General features: G+C 65.3%; 19 protein-coding genes. 10 read left to right on the forward strand and 9 right to left on the reverse strand.

Annotation, left to right across the window (positions count from 1 at the left end):
• The first annotated feature begins 21 nt into the window (after positions 1–21).
• The 3 genes from AB0M74_RS20200 to AB0M74_RS20210 all read left to right on the forward strand — a co-directional run bounded on the left by AB0M74_RS20200 (position 22) and on the right by AB0M74_RS20210 (position 3,157).
• The gene (locus AB0M74_RS20200; protein ID WP_366527799.1) at positions 22–1,086 is read left to right on the forward strand and encodes a phosphotransferase family protein; all 1,065 of its coding nucleotides are present in this window, start codon (positions 22–24) and stop codon (positions 1,084–1,086) included.
• Between the two features lie 182 nt (positions 1,087–1,268).
• Positions 1,269–1,853 (forward strand): DinB family protein, encoded by a 585-nt coding sequence (locus AB0M74_RS20205; RefSeq protein WP_366527800.1) that lies wholly within the window; start codon positions 1,269–1,271, stop codon positions 1,851–1,853.
• A gap of 173 nt (positions 1,854–2,026) precedes the next feature.
• Complete coding sequence (locus tag AB0M74_RS20210; protein ID WP_366527801.1) at positions 2,027–3,157, forward strand: NDMA-dependent alcohol dehydrogenase; 1,131 nt, start codon at positions 2,027–2,029, stop codon at positions 3,155–3,157.
• Positions 3,158–3,169: 12 nt separating this feature from the next.
• On the opposite strand, the gene AB0M74_RS20215 is transcribed toward AB0M74_RS20210, so the two are convergent.
• Both AB0M74_RS20215 and AB0M74_RS20220 read right to left on the reverse strand, forming a co-directional pair.
• Complete coding sequence (locus tag AB0M74_RS20215) at positions 3,170–3,514, reverse strand: DUF1801 domain-containing protein (protein WP_366527802.1); 345 nt, start codon at positions 3,512–3,514, stop codon at positions 3,170–3,172.
• Positions 3,515–3,613: 99 nt separating this feature from the next.
• Positions 3,614–4,807, reverse strand: coding sequence for a serine hydrolase domain-containing protein (locus AB0M74_RS20220; protein WP_366527803.1), 1,194 nt, complete (start codon positions 4,805–4,807; stop codon positions 3,614–3,616).
• 143 nt (positions 4,808–4,950) lie between these two features.
• Here AB0M74_RS20220 and AB0M74_RS20225 point away from each other — a divergent pair, with 143 nt between their 5' ends.
• Positions 4,951–5,781 carry a serine hydrolase domain-containing protein gene (locus tag AB0M74_RS20225; protein WP_366527804.1) on the forward strand — a complete coding sequence of 277 codons (831 nt, stop codon included), beginning with the start codon at positions 4,951–4,953 and terminating at the stop codon, positions 5,779–5,781.
• 122 nt (positions 5,782–5,903) lie between these two features.
• A complete protein-coding gene (locus AB0M74_RS20230) occupies positions 5,904–6,437 on the forward strand; it encodes a DUF3145 domain-containing protein (protein WP_366527805.1) in 534 nt (177 codons plus the stop codon).
• A 967-nt stretch (positions 6,438–7,404) separates the two neighbouring features.
• Here the strand turns inward: AB0M74_RS20230 and AB0M74_RS20235 are convergent.
• Entirely contained in the window at positions 7,405–8,127 is a 723-nt protein-coding gene (locus AB0M74_RS20235; RefSeq protein WP_366527806.1) for a hypothetical protein, read from the reverse strand.
• Between the two features lie 307 nt (positions 8,128–8,434).
• Between AB0M74_RS20235 and AB0M74_RS20240 the strand changes: the two genes are divergently transcribed.
• Positions 8,435–8,833 carry a hypothetical protein gene (locus AB0M74_RS20240; protein ID WP_366527807.1) on the forward strand — a complete coding sequence of 133 codons (399 nt, stop codon included), beginning with the start codon at positions 8,435–8,437 and terminating at the stop codon, positions 8,831–8,833.
• Between the two features lie 57 nt (positions 8,834–8,890).
• Here the strand turns inward: AB0M74_RS20240 and AB0M74_RS20245 are convergent, their stop codons facing one another.
• Positions 8,891–9,760 carry a hypothetical protein gene (locus AB0M74_RS20245; protein ID WP_366527808.1) on the reverse strand — a complete coding sequence of 290 codons (870 nt, stop codon included), beginning with the start codon at positions 9,758–9,760 and terminating at the stop codon, positions 8,891–8,893.
• 253 nt (positions 9,761–10,013) lie between these two features.
• Positions 10,014–11,195, reverse strand: a complete 1,182-nt coding sequence (locus AB0M74_RS20250) for a helix-turn-helix transcriptional regulator (protein WP_366527809.1) — start codon at positions 11,193–11,195, stop codon at positions 10,014–10,016.
• A 173-nt stretch (positions 11,196–11,368) separates the two neighbouring features.
• Here AB0M74_RS20250 and AB0M74_RS20255 point away from each other — a divergent pair, with 173 nt between their 5' ends.
• The 4 genes from AB0M74_RS20255 (at position 11,369) to AB0M74_RS20270 (ending at position 15,004) form a co-directional block, all read left to right on the forward strand.
• Positions 11,369–11,662 carry a hypothetical protein gene (locus tag AB0M74_RS20255; protein ID WP_366527810.1) on the forward strand — a complete coding sequence of 98 codons (294 nt, stop codon included), beginning with the start codon at positions 11,369–11,371 and terminating at the stop codon, positions 11,660–11,662.
• 831 nt (positions 11,663–12,493) lie between these two features.
• Complete coding sequence (locus AB0M74_RS20260) at positions 12,494–13,447, forward strand: NAD(P)-dependent alcohol dehydrogenase (RefSeq protein WP_366527811.1); 954 nt, start codon at positions 12,494–12,496, stop codon at positions 13,445–13,447.
• Between the two features lie 641 nt (positions 13,448–14,088).
• A complete protein-coding gene (locus AB0M74_RS20265) occupies positions 14,089–14,535 on the forward strand; it encodes a hypothetical protein (protein WP_366527812.1) in 447 nt (148 codons plus the stop codon).
• A 16-nt stretch (positions 14,536–14,551) separates the two neighbouring features.
• Entirely contained in the window at positions 14,552–15,004 is a 453-nt protein-coding gene (locus AB0M74_RS20270; protein WP_366527813.1) for a hypothetical protein, read from the forward strand.
• A 340-nt stretch (positions 15,005–15,344) separates the two neighbouring features.
• Here AB0M74_RS20270 and AB0M74_RS20275 read toward each other — a convergent pair whose 3' ends face one another.
• The 4 genes from AB0M74_RS20275 to AB0M74_RS20290 form a co-directional block, all read right to left on the reverse strand.
• A complete protein-coding gene (locus AB0M74_RS20275) occupies positions 15,345–15,515 on the reverse strand; it encodes a hypothetical protein (protein WP_366527814.1) in 171 nt (56 codons plus the stop codon).
• A 170-nt stretch (positions 15,516–15,685) separates the two neighbouring features.
• Complete coding sequence (locus AB0M74_RS20280) at positions 15,686–15,835, reverse strand: hypothetical protein (RefSeq protein WP_366527815.1); 150 nt, start codon at positions 15,833–15,835, stop codon at positions 15,686–15,688.
• Complete coding sequence (locus tag AB0M74_RS20285) at positions 15,832–16,158, reverse strand: hypothetical protein (RefSeq protein ID WP_366527816.1); 327 nt, start codon at positions 16,156–16,158, stop codon at positions 15,832–15,834. Before AB0M74_RS20285 ends, AB0M74_RS20280 begins: the two co-directional genes overlap by 4 nt.
• A 40-nt stretch (positions 16,159–16,198) precedes the next feature.
• Positions 16,199–16,423 carry a hypothetical protein gene (locus AB0M74_RS20290; protein WP_366527817.1) on the reverse strand — a complete coding sequence of 75 codons (225 nt, stop codon included), beginning with the start codon at positions 16,421–16,423 and terminating at the stop codon, positions 16,199–16,201.
• Between the last annotated feature and the right edge of the window lie 47 nt (positions 16,424–16,470).

Here is a 16,470-nt window from a genome sequence, read left to right on the forward strand (position 1 = left end):
GGAGTGAATCGATGAGGCACAATGTCGGACATGTCTGTTGCGCAGCCGGTCGACGTGGATCGTGACGTTGTCGACTTCACCGTGGTGGGGAAGTGGATGGATGAGCAGGGTCTGCCTGGTGGTGAGTTCGAGGGGGTGACTCCGCTCGGCGGCGGGACGCAGAACATCATGCTGCGCTTCGCCAGGGGCGGCCGGGACTACGTTTTGCGCCGCGGCCCCAAACACCTGCGTGCCAAGAGCAATGAGGTGATCCGGCGCGAGGCGAGGCTGCTCGGGGCCCTCGACGGTGCTGAGGTGCGGGCGCCGCGAGTGATCGCCGCCTGCCCCGACGAAACCGTCCTCGGCGCCGTCTTCTATCTGATGGAGCCGATCACCGGATTCAACCCACAGAACGAGCTGCCCGAGCTGCACGCGGGGGATCCGGAGATTCGGCGGCAGATGGGTCTGTCGGCGGTGGAGGCCATCGCGCGCCTCGGGGCGCTCGACTACCAGGCGCTCGGACTCGCCGACTATGGCAAACCCGATGGCTTCCTGGAACGGCAGGTGCCGCGCTGGCTCGGTGAACTCGAATCCTATTCGGCCAACGAGGGGTACCCCGGCCCGGAGATCCCGGGCGTGCGGCAGGTCGGCGAGTGGCTCGATCGCAACCGACCCGCGCAGTGGACTCCTGGCATCCTGCACGGCGACTGTCACCTAGCGAACATGATGTTCTCCTTGGACGGTCCCGAGGTGGCGGCGATGGTGGACTGGGAGATGTCCACCATCGGCGATCCGCTGCTGGATCTCGGCTGGCAGATCGCGACCCGTCCGGTACCGGGCACAGCGGGTGCGGCACTGGTCGGCAAACTCGGTGCGGTCGGCGGGCTACCGACCCCGGAGGAGATGATCGCGCACTACGGGAAGTTCTCCGACCGCGATCTCAGCGTGGTCCCGTGGTACACGGTGCTGGCCTGCTTCAAGCTCGGCATCGTGCTGGAAGGCACCCATGCCCGTGCTTTCGCGGGCAAGGCACCCAAGCAGGTCGGCGACTTCCTGCACGCGATCACTCTCGAGCTCTTCGAGCGCGCACAGAGCTTGATGGAGTAGTCCGGGGTCGTCACACATGGGCGTGACGCCTGACAAGGTCTGGCGGGCAGGAGTTCCGACTGAGTGGCTTCTCGACCCGGGGGGCAGGCGTCGCTGTGATGGCCATGGGGTGTCGGAATCTCGTGGACATGTGGCTGGATTTATGTGGCTGATGTTATTCGGTCAGCAATAGGGTCGGGCGCATGCCAATCGTGCCTGATGCGAAGAACTGGACCTGGGTTCTCGAGCGGTGCTGTCCGGAATGTGGATTCGACGCCGCCGCAACGCCGTACGAAGCCGTCCCCGGGTTGGCGCGGGAGTACGCCCGTCGGTTGGCGGCGAGATTAACCCTCCCGGACGCGCTCACTCGTCCGGACGAGGGGACGTGGTCGACGCTGGAGTACGCCGCCCATGTGCGTGACGTGTGCCGAATCTTCGCCTATCGCACCGCAATCGCGGCCCGGGCCGAGGCGGCCGATCCCCTGGTGCCCGCCTTCGATGCGCAGGGGCTCGATGCCGCGGAGGCAGCCGACGGGGTGCCGGTGTTCTCGAACTGGGACCAGGACGAAACGGCGATCGCCGACCGATACGGCGAGCAGGACCCGGCCGCCGTTGCCGCCGAACTGGCCGAAGCCGCCGACCAGGTGGCGCGCGCGCTCGAATCGGTGCCGGTCGCCGACCGTGGATTCCAGGTGCGGCGCAGCGACGGCTCGACCTTCACCGTGGAGACTCTCGCGGGCTATTTCGCGCACGACGTGATTCACCATGTGCACGACGTGCGCGGCTGACATCGGGCAGGATCTGAAGCGAGTGGGTCGGCAGCAGCGGGGATTGGGACCGGTTCCGGAGTTCCGCTGATCGACACCGACGAATTTTCGACCCAGTACTAGAACGCGTTACAGTTTTCTCGTAGTGTGGGTGCAGTCACATAGAAGCCCGTGCATGCGAGAGGTCTACACGAATGAAGACGAAAGGCGCGATCCTGTGGGGGATCGACCAGCCGTGGTCGGTGGAGGAGATCGAGGTCGGTGACCCGGTCGCCGGTGAGGTTCAGATCCGGATGGAAACCGCCGGAATGTGCCACTCGGACCACCACATCGTGACCGGTGCGACTCCGATGCCCGGCTACCCCGTGATGGGCGGCCACGAAGGCGCGGGCGTGATCACCAAGCTCGGGCCCAACTGCCCCGCCGATCTGCAGGTCGGCGACCACGTGATCCTGTCGTTCATCCCGGCCTGCGGCCGCTGTCCGGCGTGCGTGAGCGGCAATATGGCGCTGTGCGACCTGGGCGCTGGGCTGCTGATGGGTCAGGCGATCAGCGACGGCACCTATCGAATCCAGGCCCGTGGTGAGAATGTCATCCCCATGTGTCTGCTCGGCACCTTCGCGCCGTACATGACGGTGCACCACACCTCGGTGGTGAAGATCGACCCGACCATCCCGTTCGAGGTCGCCTGCCTCGTCGGCTGTGGCGTGCCGACCGGCTTCGGGTCCTCCACCCATGTCGCCGAGGTCAAGCCGGGCGAGACCGTGGTGATCGCAGGTATCGGCGGTGTCGGCATGAGCGCCCTGCAGGGCGCGGTGCTCTCCGGCGCCTCCAAAGTTGTTGCGATCGATCCGAACCCGTGGAAGCGCGAGCAGGCGCAGAAGTTCGGCGCCACGCACACCTACGAGAGCATGGCCGCCGCGATCATGCCGCTGATCGAGGCCACCGAGGGCCGGATGGCGCAGAAGGTCATCCTCACCATGGGGGAAATGCACGGCGACTACGTCGAAGAGGGCCTGATTCTGACAGCCAAGGCGGGCACCCTGGTGATCACCTCGATGGGCCGCATGGACGCAGGCGACGTCAAGATGAACACCTTCCTGCTGTCCATGCTGCAGAAAACGGTGAAGGGCTGCATCTTCGGCGGCGGCAACGCCCGCCAGGACGCACCGCATCTGCTGTCGCTGTACAAGGCAGGCCAGCTCAACCTGGACGACATGGTGACCCGCAGCTACTCCCTGGAGGAGATCAACCAGGGCTACCAGGACATGTTGGACGGCAAGAATATTCGCGGCATCATCAAGTACACCGAGGCCGACTGGTAACAGTCGCGCCGGTCACCGCTCGGCGAGCATGGCGGCGATTCGTGCGACGAGGTCGTAGGGAATCGGCTTGCCGAGCGGGAATGTCAACGTCCCCTTGCCGGCCCGGTACGGCGCGATCTCGCGGTCGAACGCGGCATCGCCTTCTGGGATCGGATACAGGCTGACGTGCTGTTTCCAGCCCGCGAAATGAACGATGTCGTGACCGTTCAGCGTGAAGGTCGGGATGTTGTAGGTGATCGCCTCGGTCGCGTTCGGCAGCACGCCGGTGATCGTGCGCCGGATTTCTGTGAGGACCGCGGCGACCTCCGCAGGGAATGATCCGATATAGGCGTCGATATTCGCTGGTTTCGCTGCCACGAGCTCCTCGATTCCGTGCGGGGTTCCCGATTGATCGATCCGGCCGGCTGGTCGAGCAGTATCAGTCTAATTCCGCGTGGGGTGTCACCCTGTGTGTGATCAGACGTGACAGTGCAGCAGCGCCGCGCGCAGATTACGACTGCGGACATCGTCGAGCACCGCGAGACCGAGGCGGTTCATCGAGTAGCCGAAGCCGAGACCGGTTGCTGGATCGGCGAATCCGAACGAGCCGCCGAGGCCCGTTGTGCCATAGGCACGCTTGTCGGAGCCGAAGCTGAACGAGCCGCGCGACTTGCGGAAACCGAGGTGGTATCGACTCTTGGTGTGCAGCACCAGGTCTTCGGCGGGTACATCATCGGCCGTGTCCGCGGCGGCGAGACGGTCGAGTACATCGTTGTCGATCGGCAGCGCTCCGGTGCGACCCGCGGCAGCGCCGTATGCCATGGCCAGCGATCTGGCATTGCCGACACCGTTGGAGCCGGGCATCTCGACCTCGAGGAACTCGCGCCGAGCCGCCCTTGCCGGTGCGCCCACCCGCGGATTATTCAGCGCCGCATAGGAAAACCCGCGCTTGGCGAATAATTCGGCGCCGATCCGCAGGGGGATATCGCGTTCGTAGCGCAGGATGTCCAGGCCCTCGGTGGCGGCGAGGCCGGCGATACGATCCATGTTCTGCTCGGCGGGAAGGCCGATGAAGAAGTCGAGTCCGAGCGCTTTCGCGATCTCCTCGGCAAAGACGCGGCCCAGCGAGCGGCGCGCGGGATCGACGCGGCGCACCAGTTCGCCTTGATACAGGCCGAGGGTGATGGCGTGATAGCCGTGCCGGGTGCCGGGACGCCATGCGGGTTTCTGCGCGGCGAGGATGGTCGCCAGCCCGTCGAGGTCCGCGAGCTGGGGGAGTCGGACGACGGTGTCCAGACCGGACAGGCCCGCCTGATGATCGATCAGCTGCCGGACCGTGACGGCATCCTTGCCGTTGACCCCGAACTCCGGCCAGTACGTCGCGACCCGTTCCTCGTAGTCGAGCAGGCCGCGCGATACCAGTGCGGCGATGACGAATCCGGCCATGCCCTTCGTCGAGGAGAACACCGGGACGATCGTGTCCCGCTCCCACGGCAGCGTCCGGCGCCGGTCGCGATGACCTGCCCACAGATCGACGACCGGGCGATCGCCCACGTAGACGGCCACCGCGGCACCGATTTCGCCGTGCTCGGAGAAGTTGCGGCGAAATGCGTCGGCGACGGGTCCGAAACCGGACTCCACCTCGCCGTGGATAGTGGGCTGTGCGCTCATGGTTCGGAGATGGTACCGGCGGTACCGGAGCCGGTGGGTGTCGGTCGGTGCGGACCCGGTCGAGTATCCGGACACGTTTCGTCGCGGAATCGGTGGCAGCGTCCGCTTACCCCGGCCTGCCGGGTGTCTCGTACGCTCGCCTGGTGCGTTCACTCGAGCAGATCAAGGATTGGCCGGTTCGGCATGCGGGGGCAGGTGTCGTCACCGGCGCGGGCGCGACGACCGCGGGCGATGTCGAGCGAGTGTTTCCGCTCGCGTCGGTGACCAAACCGCTGGTCGCCTATGCGGTGCTCGTCGCGGTGGAGGAGGGCGCGATCGAACTCGACCAGCCCGCGGGCCCACCGGGATCGACGGTGCGACATCTGCTGGCGCACACCTCCGGTTTTGCCTTCGACACGACCGATGTACTGGCCGCGCCGGGAACTCGACGGATCTACTCCAGTGTCGGCTTCGAGGTGCTCGCCGCGTTCGTCGCCGAGCAGTCCGGGATCGGGTTCGCCGAATATCTGCACGATGCGGTCTTCGAACCGCTCGGTATGACTGCCTCGGTGCTGACCGGCCCCGCCGGACACGCGGGCCGCTCCACCGTCGCCGATCTGACGCGCTTCGCCGCGGAGTTGCTGAATCCGCAGCTGATCTCCGTGCAGACGCACGCCGAAGCCACGTCGGTCCAATTTCCGGGGCTGGGCGGTGTGCTGCCCGGTTACGGTTCGCAGCGACCCAACGACTGGGGACTCGGTTTCGAGATCCGTGACGGCAAATCGCCGCACTGGACCGGCGGTGGTAATTCGCCTGGTACCTATGGCCATTTCGGGCAGTCCGGCACATTTCTGTGGGTCGATCCGAAAATAGGGGTGGCGAGTATCGCGCTGACCGACGAGAATTTCGGCGACTGGGCGCGGGAGGTTTGGCCGGTCTTCTCCGATGCGGTGATCGCGGAGTCGACTTTTGCACGAAATGAGGCACCGGAGTAACACCATGGAACATGCTTCCGAAGTAACACGTGTAACTCCGGGCACTCCAGTACACTCAGGCAACGCTGGATTCGACGAGTCGTTGGGGAAGACGTCCCTCGTCGAAGCTGGAGGTGTTAGTGGTGCGCGCATCGAGTCAGTTCGCGGACGCGACGGCGGGTGTGGTTTACATCCACTCGTCGCCTGCCGCGCTGTGTCCACACATCGAGTGGGCACTTACCTCGGCCTTGGCCGCTCCCGCGAAGCTGCGCTGGACCGCGCAGCCCGCCGACGGCCAATTACGCGCAACCAGTGACTGGGTCGGGCCGGTAGGCACCGCGGCCCGGATAGCCCAATCCTTGCGGTCGTGGCCGGTGCTGCGCTTCGAGGTCACCGAAGACCCCAGCGACGGCGTCGACGGCGAGCGCTACAGCTTCGTGCCCAACCTCGGCCTCTGGCACGGTTCCACAAGCGCCAACGGCGATGTCACCCTCGGCGAGATGCGCCTGCGCGCCCTTCTGCAGGCCTCCCGTGAACTCGGCAAGTACGCGGGATACGACCTCGCCGCCGAAATCGACCGGGCCCTGGGCACCGCATGGGACGAAGACCTGGAGATTTACCGTTACGGCGTCGAATCCGGCGCGGAAGTCACCTGGCTCCGCCGGGATGTGGGGTAACTCGGGTGCTTTTCGCTGCCCTGTGCCGCTAATTGCCCTGAGTGCTCGGCACCGGTCGGCACGCAGATCCAGTGCCTCGCCACCGAATATCACGCAGCGCAGCGCCAGCGTGCCCGCGGCCGCGCGGTGGGCCTCGGTCAGTGATAGGTGGACTCTGTAGTCAGCCGGCTCACGATGAGCTTGTTTGCCGGCGCGCCAATTCATTCAATGCTTCGGCGCGCACGGACCGTAACGGAAACAAGGCAAGTAGCCGCGCGCCTCGGACTGCTTCCTCTATGTCCATACTCTGGTCGGTGGACGATATGCCCGTTCAGTGAACAGTACGGATCGTTCGAACAGAATTTGGCACCCGATTTCCAAGAGAGCTCGGATCGAAGACAACTGATCTTCTGGTAGGCGGGCAGCGGATCGAACCGTCGCTCAGGTTTGGGATTCCGGCAGGTTCTCCGGGAAAACGCAGGTTCGATATCAGGCCGCCCATTGGCGTGAATGCAGTCCGCGACCGCAACGACGGGTCGGTGGCCGCCGTCATCAGGTACGTCGTGAAACGACTCAGCGACACGACGATGCCGACGCGGCTGTCGAGGTCGACGAACCACTCGGGCGCCAACAGGCCTCGATCCCCCCATCGGACGATGAAGTCGCTGAGTCGTGTCCAGTCGACACGATCTGCGCTGCGCGCGAACCCGATGCAGCGGCCGCCTCCAGACGCGGTGTAGGCGAGGTCATAGTTGCCGTCGACATGGCGGAAGATGCTGGGAGCATGCAGTATTCCGCTCGGGTGCCGATACACCGAATTGCGCAGCGACCGGAATGTGGTCGCGTCGGTGCGGCCAGCGGCACCCCCGCCGCCAACGCCGGTACCGATCTGCGGCAGATCTTCCCGGAAGACATCGCACGAATCAATGGGACCCGATCGACTTCGGCTCGTCGAGACGCCGCGGTGATTGCGAGTGCACTGTGGCCGCTAGGTGCGGTGGGGATCGAGCGCGCGGCTGATCGTGACGAGGTCGGTCTCGCGTTGCGGCGACGGACTGTCGCCGCGATAGCGGCTGCTGGATTTGTCCTCACATGTCCACACGCCGTCGGCGTTCGCCGCCCACGATTCGTCGCCGCAGAACTCGCGGTCGGTGAGCAGCGCTGCCGCCTGGGCGGCAGGGGCCGTCGCGCCCAGTTCACGCAATGCCTCGGTGACCATGTCGGTGGCCGCCGCCAGCGGTAGGTCCGCGTCGCCGAGAATCGGCAGCGTGGCAAGCAGTCGGGCTCCTGAGCGCTGGATCCCGCCGACACCGGCCGGGGTGGCCAGTGCGGCGAGTTCCGGCCAGCGCAGTCCCGCGTAGCTGCCCTCCATATCCGTGGTGCTCAGCGGCAGCGTGGTCGCCCGCGCCGCCGGACGCAGCAGATAGTTCACCGCGTACTCGTACTCGACGGCGGGCGTCAGCTCATAGTTCTCGTACACGATGAACACCGCGTGCCCACCCGAGAGCGAGATCGTCAGTACCGGCCAGCGTGTGGGGTCGGTCAGCCGGTCGCGCATGCGGCGGAAGTCCTCGTCGGGCACCCCGAAAAATTCGTGTGCTCCGTTCACTGTCCCGCAGAGGTGATAGGACCAGAACGCCGGATCCTCGGCAAGCGCGGTCGCGTCGTACAGTTCCGCCTCGGCTTCGACGACATATCCGGGAATCTCCATGCGCTGATCATCGCGCGGGCGGTGGCGGTGATGGTGAGTGCGGTGGATTCCAGCAGGCGGCGGCCGCTTCGATGCTATGTGGTCTGAGCGGGGCTAAGTAAGGGGTGGGGTCGGCTGCAGGCGGTCCGTTTCCGGGGTGCCCGACTGTGAAGAGGGGCCTGTACGCCTGGATCTTCGCCACGGTTCGGCCGTCGGACGCTATACACGGGCCATCAGGAGTATTTCGCCTATTGACGGGTATTCGCCGATCGTGGCAATGAGGCGCAAAATCGACATATTGGATCAGGCTGGAATTTAGGACCGAATCATGCATATCCGGTTGATTGCGTGTGGAGCGTTTGTCGGGGCGGTTGCGGTAGCGGTGGCGTTGGCAGCGCCCACGCAGGCAGCGAGAGGGTTGGTCACGATCCATCAGACGGGATCGAACTGGAGCGTGACGCTGACATGGACCGGCGGTAGCGAGTGCAAGGGCATTACCTTGCCGCAACCGATCGGCACTGTTGTGAAAGGCACGGAGTTGCAGGTGCGAAACGCGTTCGCGCTGGATGGATTCAACTCCCGCAACTGCACCCGAACAAGTACCGGGGGCATGGTGAACGGTGGAGATTTTCGGGTTGTGGGTCCGTATTCGGAAGATGACTATCAGCTCATATATCCGGATGTTTCCCAGCGGTACATGAGCTTCCGGCCGGCGGCGACCGGGTAGTAGGTCGACAGCAAAAAGAGGGAGAATCCGACCCGCCGTACGGAACTTGCGGGCACTCTACGGGTGCGATGGCCCGTGTCGGGATGACGTCGCCTGCGGTGTGAAGACGACCCGCTTGCCGCCGCTGCGATATGAGCGGCGATCGGGTTCGACCCGTTGCCACGCGATGCCGTCCCAGACGTGTAGTCGATCCGGGGACAGTAATAGGCGCGGCGGGCGCAGGCGTCGCCATGTCGTCAGGCCGAGGTATCCGACGAATCCAGTGGCGGTGAACACGATGCCGTTCACGATCACCACGGCCACCAGGGTGGCACCGGCGTGGACCTCGCTGAACCTTTCCCTACCGACCAGGACGAGGTCGAACAGCCCACCGAGCAGGCCTGCGAGAAATGCCGTTTCGACGATGGTCGAAAGAGGCCGGCCGTGCAGCCCGACACGCCAGCCGATGAAGACGCCCATAGCGACACCGATGACGATGTTCAGCAGTCCGAGGAGCGCGACGGTCCCGCCAACGGCTTGCAGCAGCGCGCCGGTGAGATCGGCCATGGCGACGAGCAGTGCCGCATAGCCGACAGCCGACACGTACCACGGTCTGGTGCCGACGATGCTGCGGAAGGTCGTCGGCCATGCGAACTTGCGGCGCTCGATGGTGCGGGCAGTCAGATCGAAGAAGAGCACCGGAACCAGCGCGATCAACTCAACCAGTGCCCCCGGAATGACATCGTGGAGGAGAACCAAGATCAGGCCGACAAGTGCCGCGGTGATGACCAGCGCGACGAGACGAGCAATCGGTATGCGAAGACTCGAGCGGTTCGGCTCGGGCTCGACGTGCGGTGCAGTAGGGCCGGGTAGCTCGGTGCGGCCCTTGGGCAACCACAGCTTGTGTTCCTCGCTCCAATAGGCATGAGAATCAGGATCGGACTCCATTATTCAGCCCTCATGTAGTGCTGGTGGATATCGCTGTTCAGCCTGCTCCGCAGCCAGTACATACCAGCAGCAGAATACACCTTCGAGGCTCGCGAGCTGGGAAGGAGAACGTGCTGTCATAACAGCGGTCGAGAAAGTGAGATCCCGTGCAAATCGAGCGGAAGCAAACGACAAGTGGGTGGTTGTTTCCGGCCCGACAAGACTCGAGATCGTTCACTCGAGGCGAACCAGAAATATACTGGCAAGTTCAACTTCAGGTGCGAGGACGGGGATTATCGAGCGGCTGCGACCTGTAGCGGTCGCGGAATGCTTCGCGAACGGCATCCGCGTCCGGTGCGCATTTTTCTTCGATCCTCGAGACCACCTCGGCCACGCGCCAATAGTGGGAGGGCACCAAGTTGCCGGAGGTCACCACGGCCAGCGCCACCTCCGCCGCTTCATCAGGCTTGTCGGCGGCGACGAGTGCCAGACCCAGATCAAGGTTCGCCATCGCGATGCGGCGCGGTCGGACAGACGCAGCTCCTGCGAGGTCAGTGAGAACGTGCCGCGCGTAGGCTTCGGCCGCCGGATCACCGAGCCAGGCCAGCGTGGTGGCCACGTAGGCGTCCGACTTCGTGGGGTCGTACCGGAAGTGATGCTCTGGCCGGTCAGGAACGCTCAGCCCGGACACCAGCCTGGCTACTTTGCGCAGCGCCTGGTTCGTGCCCTTGCTGTCTCCGAGCCGTGCCAGTGCGCGGCCCTCCTGAGCCGTTGCCTGGATGAACGCCGAACTGTCCTCCGGCGCTATGGTCTGAGCGGCGCGTGACAGCTCGGCCGCCGCTATGAACACGCCGTCCGTGAGCTGTTGCCATGCCCGTGTTTCGAGGCACCATGCCGCGATCTCCGAGTGCTGTGCTTCGTCGGCGAGCTTCCATGCCAGGTGACCGCGTGCCGCTGCGGCGGGTAGCTCTCCGAGGTCGATGTGGCAGGTGCTCGCGAGCAGCGACAGCCAACCGACCGTTACGAGCAACCGGCGGTGCTGGGTCAGCGTCTTCCGGCTGTCCATCAGGCGCCCGGCGTAGCCGAGATGCTGACGGATGCGGACGAGCAATTCGCCGGGCGGAGTCGTCGGGTAGGCCGCAGCCAAGTCGTCTGCCGCCAACTCCAGGCGCTCGAGGGTGTCGCCTCCGATGTCCGACGCCGCCGCCCGCTGAATCCACTCGGCCGCTGCCTGTTCGCCATCGGCCGGCTCGACGAACAGCGCCGAGCCGATCCCCAGCGCGTCGGCATAGGCGCGGGCGTGTTCCGGTCTGATCTGGCGCTGCTCGTTCTCCAGCATTCCGAGCATCGCCTTGCTGTAGTGCGTACGCGCGGCCAGCGCGGAGAGACTGAGCCCTGCCGCCTCCCGCGCAGCGCGCAGCCGCTCACCTGTCACGTTCTCCCCGCCGGGGTTCATGAGAGCAACGGTAACCGTGCGTTGTCCCGGTTGTGGACGCGTGTGGACGACTAACTGCTCCGTGTGTGAAAGACACACGCCTAGCGTGGTTTTCAGACCCGCCGCCCGGTCGATGCCTCGGTAGTCCTCGGCGGGGGGTGCATACCAACCGGACGGCTGAAAGGGGGCGGGAGATGGACGCGATCGGATGGATAGATCCGTCGTCGCCGATACCGGAATGGGATTCGGCACAGGTGCGGCGATTGGCGCGGCGGTTGGGATACGCGCTGCACTGGGCCGATCCTGGTTCACCGCTAGGGCTGGTCGAACAGATCGAGTCCTCGGGGGCCGATGTGCTGCTGTTGTCGTCGTCGGCGCATGTCGACGCAACGGTGCTGAATCGGTTGATGGCGGTCGCCGATGTGGAGTGCGCAGCTCCCCGCGTATCGTTCGCCCGCTGGTCGCCGGTCGCCGGAGTCCACCGATGATCGTGCTCGGGTGGATCGTCGTGGTCGCGCTTCCGCTAGGGGTCGTCATGTGGGCGATCCTCTGGCCGATGCCAGCTCGAGCGGGCCGGTAGTAGACGCCGAAATCCAACGAGGTTCGAGATGTCGCTTGGTAGAGGGGGATTCGGCGGTTACGGCGGCGATCCAGGTTCGGGAGCGAGAGAGATCTGACGACGGCTCAGCACTGCTCGATGGTAAGGCGACATTCCAGATGTCAGGGCGTGTCGATGATTTCGTCGAGCGCGGTGCGAGCGGCGTCCAGGAACTCGCGGTGCAACGCGGTATCGGTAGCGAGGGGGGTCATCGATCTATTGAAGAAGTTTGCCGATGAGACCGTCGGTGGCTTGGGAGATGTGGCGATCGAGGCCGTAGTGTTCAAACCTCTTCTGGCGGAGGTGAATAACAGTGGCGAGGCGGGCCACTTGATGACGGTCTACTACACGGGCGACAAGTAGGGACGAGGTTCGCGTGGGCAGCGGAGGACTCACGATGAGCCCAGCAACCACGAGCGCTCACGCGGCCCGGTGCACAGCGCCAGCACGTCGAGCTGACTGTGAGATCAGCCTGGCGACATCCGGCGGGCGCGACGTTGGCCTGCCCTGACAACCGAACCGAATTCGGCGCTCCTATCTGCGACTTCACTCGCATCGTGCGGTTTCGTGTCGCAACGGCGATACAGGACGTTGCTGGTGTGCGGGAGTGGGTTCGGCGAGTCGTGGGATGTCAACGCACAGTTCGTCGGTCGCGGGGCGGGCAGTCAACTAGAGTCTGGCGTGTGTCAGACTGTCGCTCGATCCTCAGTGTCGGCATCGTATGAGGGCCATCGTGTATGACCGCTACGGCGGCCCTGAGGTGCTGTCGCTCGCGGAAGTCCCGGTACCTTCTCCGGGGCCGAAACAAGTGCTCGTCCAGGTGCACGCGACGTCGGTCAACCTCTCCGATTGGGAGACCCTGCGGGGGACACCGCTGTATTCGCGCATCGGCGGGCTCCGGGCACCCGGACGCCCCGTTCTGGGATCCGATATCGCTGGACGGGTCGAGGCCGTTGGCTCCGAGGTCACTTTGTTCGCGCCGGGTGAGGAGGTCTACGGCGACAATCTCACGCTCAAGGGCGGGTTCGCGGAATATGCCGTGGCTCCCGAATCAGCGCTGGCCCGCAAACCGGCGTCGCTGAGCTTCGCCGAGGCGTCGACCCTGCCGCAAGCCGGGGCGATCGCACTGCAGGGCACGGCCGGTATCGCCGCCGGTATGTCGGTGTTGATCAACGGCGCGGGCGGGGGCTCGGGAGCGTTTGCGATCCAGTTGGCCAAAAGCGCAGGCGCGCACGTGACCGGGGTGGACAACGCCGCCAAACTCGCGTTCATGCGCACGCTCGGCGCCGACGAGGTCATCGACTATCGCGCCGAGGACTTCACCCGAACCGGGCCGTACGACCGGGTACTCGATCTCGTCGCACACCGATCGATCTTCGCGTATCGCAGGTCGGTCGCACGCGGCGGCCGCTACCGCTGCGTCGGCGGCACCACACGCGCGTTGCTGCGGATGACGACGGTCGGCGTGGTCGCCGGGATGGTGACCGGCCGCGGGCTCGGGGTCCTCGCGGTGAAGGAAGGCCCCGCGCACTTCACACCCCTGGCGCAGTTGTGTGTCGCGGGCCGAATCGCTATCCACACCGACCGCAGTTTCACGCTCGACGAGACCGCGGCCGCGCTGGCCCATGTCGGCGCGGGCCGCGCCCTCGGCAAAGTGGTGGTCGAGATCCGCTGACCGGCACCACCAAAAGCTGAGCCCGCAGGCATACGGTGCGCTGTAATGGGTGCCTTCGATATGCTCCAGCGCCGATCCGATCGCGCCCAGCACTTGGTGCGGCGTGGTCGTGTGGCGCACATATCGGGCCGCCGGCCGGGCACCGGCACGGTGAAAGTCCTTCTTCCACAGTCGGAGTTATCGCCCGGGCGTTGTCAAAGTTCAGGCGTGCGCCACCATACCGAAACACGCGCTTGATACTCTACGTGTCGCGCATTGAAATCCATTGCAAGCCAGTACAACTGGGGGAAATTCCCGATTGATTCGATCCATCGCAGACCCACCCCGATCCGATCTCGAGGCTCGCGCTCTTCGGCGTTTTGATGCGTTCGGCTGGCCGCGGCTCCGCCCGTGGAAGGGGCCGTTCACGGGTCAGCGCCTCGGGCATCGGTCCCTCTCGTTCTCGACTCCTGTGGTGGATCCGAGCACCCCGCGTCGGAAAGCCTGACAACCCCACCGGCCCCGCCTTGTGCATCGCCACCGCCATATAGCCCGGTCGGTCGACGCGCAGGGCAAGGCCGTCTGCGTCCAGGATGTCGCACGCAACTCGATGCGGTTCGGAATCGGTTCCGCCGCAAGCGAACTAATCGAGGGGGAATGCAATGAACACCAGGAAAGTCACCATTGCCGTAGGCCTGGTCGCGGCGGCTCTGGCTGCGCCGGGACTCGTACCAGCCATCGCCGGGGCCGCACCCGGAAACGGCAACGCCACCTGCCACGTGGAGGCGAACAATCCGCACCACTCGAAGGGGTCGCCCGGCTGGATCGTGGGAAAGGGTCGAATCTCTTGCACAGCAGACATCGACTCGCTGGAGATCACCGTGCAGATCGAGCGGAAGCAAAACGGCAAGTGGGTGGTTGTTTCCGGCCCCGACAAGACTCCGTACCCTTCGCCCAAGGCGAACCAGAAATATACTGGCCAGTCCAATTTTAGGTGCGAGGCCGGGGAGTACCGAACGGCTGCGACCGGTAGCGGCGTATACGGTGGACGTCCATCCGGGTCGATGGCCTGGGAGTACTCGGGCACCGTCACCAACCCCTGCGGCTGACAAGGAGCGACCAAAGATGAGCGAACATGGCGGCTGGGACGAATTTGTTGTGGCACTGTGTGATCTGGCAGTGAAGCACGGCGCCGACACTTTCCTCCATGATTCTCTCGTGCTCCTTACTGCACGTGCGATACCGCCGGGCGACAAGTCGGGAAGGATCGCGGTCACCCGGTTCGACGACGAGGCCGCCCGGATAGAAACCGGATGGTGTTTCAACATTGTCACCGACTACGTCGCCGAGGACACCAGTCAGCCGGTGCCCGCACTGAGACTCATTGATGCGATCTGTCGCGGCGACGCCGAAGAGCACTGCCTGATCGATGCCGATGGACGTTGGGTCGGAGTTCTTCTCAATGCGTGGGGGGAAGGTGGCAGTTGGATGTCAGGTGACCATGATCGACCCGAGAAGCGGGCGACGCGACGGTTCCCGAGCTGGAACGAAGCCCCTATACCAGCGTCAAAGAGCTGAGAGGTAGGACCGAGTCAGCCCTTCTCAGGCAGTGAGCAATACAGGGTCGCGCGGCTGACGCCGAAGGTCGCCGCGATCACAGGCACCGGTTCGCCACTGGCGCAACAATTTTTGAGACAGCATGAGCTGCGGTTATTGGTCCGGCCCGACCGCCTCACCGGCCCGTCTCGATTCTTTAGTTTCGAGACGGGCTCCCGGCCGGGCAGGCAATCCGCAGACTGCGAGAACTTCGCACTGCCCGAAAAGATTTCAGAGCTTGGACGCCACGCCAGGCGGGCATTGTCCGGGTAGTCTCGGCCGGTCACAGCCGCACCCGCGTTGCGCTACCGACAGGGGAGTTTCAGGCCGTGACTGGTTTCGGCGGGCTCCACATGCCCGCCTTGATCATCGACAGCACCGGGCTGGTCTCGATGTCCGATGACGGGAGCCCGAGCGCTGCGGTCACGGCCTGGTGCCCGATCTCGCCGTCTCGGAACAGTTCGGCAGCCAGCGCGGTGACGGCGGGCCACACGGCCGAAAGCGATCAAAGCGGACGACCCGGCAGGCACCCTGATCGGGCTAGCGTCCCTACAGCGTCCCTATGGGCGGTCGAAACTAGGTTCCGGCCCGGCCGGGCCGCCTTCACCTCCGGGTGGGGTGCAGAGCAGCCAAGCCGCTGAGCACCCCACAGCCGCAAGGGATTCAACTGCCGAGCGTTCCGGCCCAATCGTCGGCATCGTCGGCGGCGGCGATTGTATGGCGCTGTTCGCCCGCGCTGATCTCGTTCAGGAGCCGGGCGGCGGTCATGGCGAATTCCTCGTCAGAGACGACGGTTGAGACCTCGACCTTCACGGCCATATCGAGGCCGAACAGCCGGGCGCGCTGGGCGATGAGCTTGCGCGCGCCTTCCACCGCCTGGGGTCGCCGCGCACGGCGGCGGGCCACACCGCCACGAGCAGCCGCTCCAGGCGCGCGCCTTCAACGTCGCGGTACTCGGCCACCAGCTCGAAGTCGGTCCGGTCGAGCAGCCGCATCGCCGCGTGCCTCGCGCCGCTCTCGTCGGCGTAGCTGAGCCTGTCGGCAACGCGCGCCCAGGTCGCGCCAGCGAGGCGCAGATCGAGCGCCTGCTGTGCGCGCTCGCGCTCGTCGGGGCTCGGGATGTTGTTCCCGGCCATATCGGGTTCCTTTCCTACGGACAGCGATTGGTCGGACATATCAGGCGGCCGGGACGGCGCGACTGTGGAGGATGCCGGGCGCTGCCTCGGCGTCGGCGAACTCGATGCGGAACCGGACGCCGCACGCGACGCAGGCGTAGGGCACGCCGATATCGAGCGCGGCGGGCCGTTCCGCGCCGGGGTACACGCAGGTGGGGCACCAGGCCATCTGGTCAATGAGTGCGTCGAGCTTGGTGGTCAGGGTGTCGGTGTTGTTCGTGGTCATGGGTCGGGCCTCTCTGGGTTCGGTTGGTTCGGGTCGGGTGTCGCCGC

This window comes from Nocardia sp. NPDC051463 (assembly GCF_040681975.1).
Lineage (GTDB): Bacteria > Actinomycetota > Actinomycetes > Mycobacteriales > Mycobacteriaceae > Nocardia.